The following is a 6,656-nucleotide window of genomic DNA, read 5'->3' as shown; positions in this document are numbered from 1 at the left end:
CATTCTTACGCCAAAAAAGGTCAGTACGCTCACTATGACAGGGACGACGTAACTTAACCCCTCAAGGATTGGGAGAATGTTTTTTGCCTTCATGTTAAACCTCCTTTCGTTAGTCCGTTTTGGTAAAAACAGCCCTTGAGTTTTCAAGGTAATCCTCAAGCAATACACTCAGGGATTTTTCTTCTGTCATCCTGGTATCTATACCATGACGATGAAGCATCAATCCGGGTCCTTTATCGCGTAAGTTCTCTCTGCAGCAGACACTGTCTACGCCATGTTCCATGAGATATTTTGCCAGATCTCTACCCCTGCCTTTTACTACATCCATCAGGGAATTTTTTTCTGTTTTTATGTCGGATGCCGTCATGCTCTCCCTGTCGTATAACAGGGTGGTTATGTACGGTGACTTGCCAAAGTGATCGGATATGGTATTGGCCTCTCCCTCTGTTGGAATGAACACCTTGATAACCTTGGGAAGTTCATAGCTATGATGGACAGATACCGTTTCAATTGCATCGTCGTAACTCTTCAGGGCTTGTTGTACATCAGCGGCGATCTTGTTGGCATCTGTCAGGTCAAATGTCCTTATCTGTATGCCCGCATCTACAAAGCGGTAACTGCCGGAGTTCCTGCCCCTGACCGAGGTAACGCAAACAACCCCGGGGACTTCCTGGATGACTTCCCTGTAGCGCCGTAGTTGCTCCTGTGGCAGAGAGATATCAAGAAGTACCTTGATATTGTCCCAGATGATTTCAAACCCAACCTTCACCAGGATTATCGCTATGACAAGAGACACCCAACGGTCAACGTTAATGCCAAACCCAACACCAACCAGCCCCACTAACACTGCAACGGATGAGTAGAGGTCTGTGAGTGTATGCTTGCCGCTTGCCTCTATGCCGGGTGAATGTATCAGCCTTCCGGTCTGTATCTCAAAACGTCCCCAAAAGAAATTCGCCGCTATGAGAAAAATAAGTACCGCAATAGAGACGGAGACATGTGCGGGCATTACAGCCTCACTGTGAAAAAATCCCTGTACCAGCTCGTATGCCGCATACACAATCGCAAAACCAATTGCCATCGCAAGAAAGTTCTCTATCTTATAGAACCCATAAGGGTAACTCTTATACCTGTTTGTGGAGAGCCTGATCCCCACCCAAACCACCAGCGTGCCGGCCACATCGGTCATGGAATGAAAGCCATCGGCTACCAAACCTGCACTGCCCGTGGCATAGCCAAGTATTAACTTTACCGCACTCTCTGTCACACACTTCAAGGCAGTAAAGCCTATTATCCACTTTCTCCTGCCCTCTGCCTGCTCAGGCGTTAAAGTCTTCTTATCCATGACGCTTGAACCTCCTTTTGAGCGATTGCCAGGGTGCCACGCCTTTGTAGAGGCAGCTCCCTAGCAACCCATAACATCGGATTAACCTACCTGCAAATCAACTCACCGTATCAGCCCTTCATGTCCACTTTCGTTATCTCCGCCAGACGCCCCGCTATCCGTGCGCGTTTATCGTCCATCCGCTCAAGACATCTTCTCAGAGATTGCTCCTCTGTTGCATCGGCAACAAAATATCTCCCCTTGCCGTAGCGCCTGCCATAACGATTACCATGGACATGTCTGTGGGGATGTTTGCTGCAACCAACGATGTCTTTGTTGTCTGCCTGCCCGCCTCCTGATACGTCCATACCTGCATTGCAGCGTTGTTGCATTGTTGCCCTGCCGTCGCTTATATTGCCGTGTCCTTGCATATTCCTTATCCTCCTTATCTTAGACTGTTATACCCCAAGCGCCGTATCTGTGACGCTATGGACAGCCACACTGGCGTCCACCACTCTTGCCAAATGCCCTGCCTTTACCTCTGCCGGTATTGCTACTGTTGCACTGCACGACATTGCCTGCAGTCCCTGTTGATACTCCCTTGTCAAAAAACAACTTCAGCAGATTCTCCAATGCTGATGTGATATCCTTGTTCAATTCCATCATACTTACCTCCTTTCATCGTCACTATGGTCTGTAGGCGATAGCCCCTTGCCGTTGTGGGCGTTGATTTCACTGAGAAGCGACGTCACTACATTGACTGTTCCCTTGAGTGAGTCGATCAACTGCTCCATGTAGAGGCACCCTTCTTCTGTAATGCTATAGACCCGTCTTGCAGGGCCATATTTAGTGTTTGTATCCCACCGTGAGTTGATCAACCCACGGCCCTCCATCCTGTTGAGTGCACTGTAGATTGGTCCGGCAACCTTGTTGTGTATGCCGTACTTTTCCAATGACCTGGCTATCTCGTAACCATGCCCGTCACCTTTTTTTAAAATAAAGAGTATACATGTCTCCACAAATTCCTGGGAGGCGCCGGGGCGTTGCTTTTCTTGTCCGTGTCTAAATCTGTTCATTATGGTCATCCTTATCTATGTCTATATAGCTCATGTATATAGCATAACATGATATATAGATAACGTCAAGAGGAATTTTTTTGCTTGCTGTAAAAATTTCTGTGATGGTATATATAGCACGTTTCAAAAACAAAGAAAGGGGCGGTTTGTGGCAGGGGTGCCTCACCCCCTCCGCTTCTTGGCGCTCCAGGGGGTGAGGCACGATTTTCCCGCAGCGGGGGGCGAGCCGCCCCTGGCTCAATTGTCGCACCCGCCCCTGCCATAAAAGTCGCACCTGGCCCCCTTCAGAACCCCCTGCAAGGGGAGGGGCGAGGCGCCCCGGCCAGAAAGAAGTCCCCCTTGACCCCATTATTTGCCATTCTACATAATTTCGTCAATCAAATATCATGACTGAAAAAACCTGCGTCATTTCAGTATACTGTTATGTTATTATAGACATACATGATATTTAACCATGCTTTTGCATAATATCAAGCAACAGGAAGTAATTATGGCAACGTAAGTTTTTTCAGATAAGGATGTAAAGAATGGGGGTTTTAGGATGACAAAGAAGATAGTGTTGGCCTACTCTGGTGGATTGGATACGTCGGTGGCAATAAAGTGGCTAAAGGAAACGTATGATGCCCAGGTGATAGCCTTCTGTGCGGACCTTGGCCAGGGGCAGGAGCTTGACGGGGTCAGGGAGAAGGCCCTGAAAACCGGGGCGTCAAAGGTCTATATTGAGGACCTCAGAGAGGAGTTTGTATGTGACTACGTATTTCCGATCTTTCGGGCAAATGCAATATATGAACAGACATACCTGTTGGGGACGTCGATTGCCAGGCCGTTGATAGCGAAGAAACAGACAGAGATAGCCATAAAGGAAGATGCCCAGTACGTAGCACACGGGGCCACGGGTAAGGGCAACGATCAGGTGAGATTTGAACTGGGCTACTTTGCCCTGCATCCAAAGATCAAGGTGATCGCCCCGTGGCGTCAGTGGCCGTTTAAGTCCAGAAATGCGCTGATCGAATATGCGCAGGCAAACGGTATAGATATCCCCGTCACCAGGGAAAGACCATACAGCACAGACCGCAATGCCCTGCACATCAGTTACGAAGGGGGTATCCTTGAGGACCCCTCCCAGGAGCCACCCGATGACATGTACACGATGATGGTGTCCCCCCAACGTGCCCCCGACAGGGCCGTCTATACGGAGATCACCTACGAAAACGGCAATCCCGTCAAACTCGACGGCCAGGACAAGTCCCCCTAGGAGTTGCTCAGTGCGTTAAATGCCCTTGCCGGTGAAAACGGTGTCGGCAGGGTGGACATCGTAGAAAACAGGTACGTTGGCATAAAGTCCAGAGGGGTCTATGAAACCCCCGGTGGTACGGTCCTGCACATAGCCCACCGTGCCATTGAGTCCATCACCATGGACCGCGAGGTCATGCACCTACGCGACTCCTTGATCCAGACCTATGCTCAGATGATATACTATGGATACTTCTTCTCACCGGAGCGGCTGGCACTGCAGAAGTTCATAGATGAGACCCAGAAGGGTATCTCCGGAGTGGTGAGACTCAAACTGTACAAGGGCAATTGTCTGGTTGTAGGCAGGAGTTCACCGGTGTCCCTGTACGACCCCAAGCTGGCAACCTTTGAGGAAGAAGACCTGTATGACCAAAAAGATGCCGAGGGCTTTATCAGACTCAATGCCCTGCGGTTAAAAATGGCCAAACTAGGAATTTAAGATGCACCGTGAACAAAGTATAATGGGGTCAAGGGGACTGGTCCCCTTGCAGGGGGGTCTGAGGGGGGGCGGAGCCGCCCCCTTCTTTCCCTTTTCTCCCCTTCCCTAAAACGTAATGAGATGCCTATAGAGACGGATTTGAGATATTGGCTGGCGCTGTCGATGGTGCCGGAGGTTGGCAACACGGTTGCGCGTAACCTGCTTGGACGCTTTGAGACTCCGGAGACCGTGTTTAAGGCAGACATCAGGGCGCTCATGGAGGTCGATGGCGTGGGAAAGAACAGGGCCGAAAACATCGCCGGTTTTTTTTCCAATGATGCGCGCTGGGAGATCATCGACAAGGTAATGGATAAGATAGAAAAATCCGGCGCCACCGTCATAAAGCTCGGCGATGAGGACTATCCGTTACCTCTGAGGGAAATCTACGATGCCCCGATAATCCTCTACGTAAAGGGACGTTTGATTCAGGAGGACCGCTATTGCATTGCCGTGGTGGGTAGCCGGTTGAGTACCCCCTACGGTATCAGTGTAACCGAAAAGCTATCGGAGGAGCTTGCCTCCAAGGGGTTTACCATAGTCAGCGGACTGGCACGGGGCATAGATACTGCTGCCCATAAGGCCGCACTCAGGGCAAACGGACGCACCATCGCCGTACTGGGGTGCGGCATTGACAGGGTCTATCCGCCGGAAAATCGCTGGATAATGCAGCGGATATCGGACAAGGCGGCAGTGGTTTCGGAGTTCAGACCCGGCACCATGCCCAATAAGGAGAACTTCCCAACACGTAATCGCCTGATAAGCGGCCTGTCCCTCGGCGTGCTTGTCGTGGAGGCCGGTCAAACCAGCGGCGCCCTGATAACGGCCAAAATCGCACTCGAACAGGGAAAAGAGGTCTTTGCCATCCCCGGCAATATATTCTCCGTCTCTACGGTCGGTACCCACAGGCTCATTCAAAACGGCGCCAAACTGGTACACTGTGCCGATGACATTATCTCCGAACTGGCTCCGGTACTAAAAGGCTATATCAGGCAATCCGCCAGGAAAGAGGTACGCCTTGACGAGCAGGACAAAAAACTCTGTCAAGCCCTCTCTTGCGACCCGATGCACATTGATGATATTATAAGGACTGCAGGCATTGCTGCCAACAGCGTCCTGACAATACTGCTTGGCCTCGAAATCAAAGGCCTGGTTAAACAACTTGAAGGAAAAAGATTTCACCTAATTTCATGACGAACTTTGATACAATAGATAAGTGCGTTGAGCGTTGGGATATTTTTATATGGAGGATACGATGCAAAAGAAGTTTATGACCATCCTGAGAATAATTGCAAAAGAGATCGTTGGAAGCGATGTGAATTTCGATGATGTTAATATAAGGATGAATATCAGGGAGTATGACCTCTCCAGTCTCAGCGAGGACCTCAGAGACCTCGAAAGCATGGATATATTATCGGAAGAGGATATTGATACACTAAAGGCATTTCTGAGCTATGTCGTCGTAAAGGACACCTATCTGGATAGTGATGATATCTACACTGTAATATTTGGGAAAGGAAAAAGGATAACATGGCACTAGATGGCAATGGCAAAAAACCGGTGGAAGAACTGCCTGAGCTGGAAGAACTGCCGAAAAAGAACAGGTCGGCAAAAACGAAAAAGACCCTTGAATTAACTGAAGAGCTACCTAAGCCTAGAAAAACGACCAGTAAAAAAACTCTCCCTGACGTACAAGAGCCAACCGAGGCGGAGACGCCGGCTAAGGCACGGAAATCGGCGAAGACGGATAAGCTGGTGATAGTGGAGTCTCCGGCCAAGGCCAACACGATTAAAAAGATACTGGGTGAGGGGTTTTCGGTAAAGGCATCGGTGGGGCATATCATAGACCTGCCCAAGAAGGAGTTGGGCGTAGATACGGAGAACAATTTTTCCCCCAAGTATGTCACCATCCCGGGCAAGGAGAAGGTCGTCGATGAGCTGAGACATGCCGCTGAAAGGGTTTCAGCCGTATATCTTGCTCCCGACCCCGACCGTGAGGGTGAGGCCATAGCGTGGCACATATCTGAAATCATAGCCCAGGGGGCAAAAAAGAGCGCCGCACCAAAGATATACAGGGTCAGATTTAACGAAATAACCGAACGGGCAGTCAGGGAGGCAATTGACACCCCCTCGGAAATTGATACCAACAAGGTAAACGCCCAGCAGGCGCGCCGGATACTGGACAGACTGGTGGGCTATGGGTTGAGTCCCCTTTTGTGGAAGAAGGTCAGGCGGGGACTGAGTGCGGGGCGGGTACAGTCGGTGGCAGTCCGGCTGGTCGTTGACAGGGAACGTGAAATAGAGGCATTTATAACCCAGGAGTACTGGAGCATCACCGGACTGTTTGATGGCGGCGAAAAACCGACCTTTCTCTCTCGTCTGTTCAAGTATGACGGCAACACGATTATCGAAAGACTGCCCGATGGTAGTAAGTTCTACATCACCTCCGAGCAGGACGCCAACAGGATCAAGGACAGCCTGGACGGTC

Annotated in this window: 7 protein-coding genes and 1 pseudogene; 4 read left to right on the top strand and 4 right to left on the bottom strand. The window is 50.2% G+C overall.

Features of this window, described 5'->3' with window-relative positions; translation table 11 throughout:
• Nucleotides 1-109 precede the first annotated feature (109 nt).
• The 4 genes from HWQ67_RS10975 to HWQ67_RS10960 all read right to left on the bottom strand — a co-directional run bounded on the left by HWQ67_RS10975 (nt 110) and on the right by HWQ67_RS10960 (nt 2,400).
• Nucleotides 110-1,345, bottom strand: coding sequence for a cation diffusion facilitator family transporter (locus tag HWQ67_RS10975; protein ID WP_218252729.1), 1,236 nt, complete (start codon nt 1,343-1,345; stop codon nt 110-112).
• A 110-nt stretch (nt 1,346-1,455) separates the two neighbouring features.
• Nucleotides 1,456-1,755: a hypothetical protein gene (locus HWQ67_RS10970; RefSeq protein WP_218252728.1), complete on the bottom strand. Its 300-nt coding sequence runs from the start codon at nt 1,753-1,755 to the stop codon at nt 1,456-1,458.
• 55 nt (nt 1,756-1,810) lie between these two features.
• On the bottom strand, nt 1,811-1,990 hold the full coding sequence (locus HWQ67_RS10965; protein ID WP_218252727.1) for a hypothetical protein: 180 nt from the start codon (nt 1,988-1,990) through the stop codon (nt 1,811-1,813).
• A gap of 2 nt (nt 1,991-1,992) precedes the next feature.
• On the bottom strand, nt 1,993-2,400 hold the full coding sequence (locus tag HWQ67_RS10960) for a PadR family transcriptional regulator (protein ID WP_218252726.1): 408 nt from the start codon (nt 2,398-2,400) through the stop codon (nt 1,993-1,995).
• Nucleotides 2,401-2,941: 541 nt separating this feature from the next.
• Between HWQ67_RS10960 and HWQ67_RS10955 the strand changes: the two are divergent.
• The 4 genes and pseudogenes from HWQ67_RS10955 to HWQ67_RS10940 all read left to right on the top strand — a co-directional run.
• Nucleotides 2,942-4,132, top strand: a pseudogene (locus tag HWQ67_RS10955) (argininosuccinate synthase).
• A gap of 120 nt (nt 4,133-4,252) precedes the next feature.
• Nucleotides 4,253-5,362, top strand: coding sequence for a DNA-processing protein DprA (gene dprA / locus HWQ67_RS10950; protein ID WP_218252725.1), 1,110 nt, complete (start codon nt 4,253-4,255; stop codon nt 5,360-5,362).
• Nucleotides 5,363-5,423: 61 nt separating this feature from the next.
• The gene (locus tag HWQ67_RS10945) at nt 5,424-5,708 is read left to right on the top strand and encodes a hypothetical protein (protein ID WP_218252724.1); all 285 of its coding nucleotides are present in this window, start codon (nt 5,424-5,426) and stop codon (nt 5,706-5,708) included.
• Nucleotides 5,699-6,656, top strand: a 958-nt coding sequence (locus HWQ67_RS10940) for a DNA topoisomerase (RefSeq protein ID WP_255317235.1), incomplete at its 3' end; no start/stop codon positions are given. The genes HWQ67_RS10945 and HWQ67_RS10940, both read left to right, overlap by 10 nt.

This window comes from Candidatus Magnetobacterium casense (assembly GCF_019173545.1).
In the GTDB taxonomy this organism is placed as follows: domain Bacteria; phylum Nitrospirota; class Thermodesulfovibrionia; order Thermodesulfovibrionales; family Magnetobacteriaceae; genus Magnetobacterium; species Magnetobacterium cryptolimnobacter.
This window is presented reverse-complemented; position numbering and strand designations above follow the sequence as displayed.

Coding starts and splice junctions, on each gene's coding strand:
- HWQ67_RS10975 (WP_218252729.1), bottom strand. CDS start 1,345: ATGGATAAGAAGACTTTAACGCCTGAGCAGGCAGAGGGCAGGAGAAAG.
- HWQ67_RS10970 (WP_218252728.1), bottom strand. CDS start 1,755: ATGCAAGGACACGGCAATATAAGCGACGGCAGGGCAACAATGCAACAA.
- HWQ67_RS10965 (WP_218252727.1), bottom strand. CDS start 1,990: ATGATGGAATTGAACAAGGATATCACATCAGCATTGGAGAATCTGCTG.
- HWQ67_RS10960 (WP_218252726.1), bottom strand. CDS start 2,400: ATGAACAGATTTAGACACGGACAAGAAAAGCAACGCCCCGGCGCCTCC.
- dprA (WP_218252725.1), top strand. CDS start 4,253: ATGCCTATAGAGACGGATTTGAGATATTGGCTGGCGCTGTCGATGGTG.
- HWQ67_RS10945 (WP_218252724.1), top strand. CDS start 5,424: ATGCAAAAGAAGTTTATGACCATCCTGAGAATAATTGCAAAAGAGATC.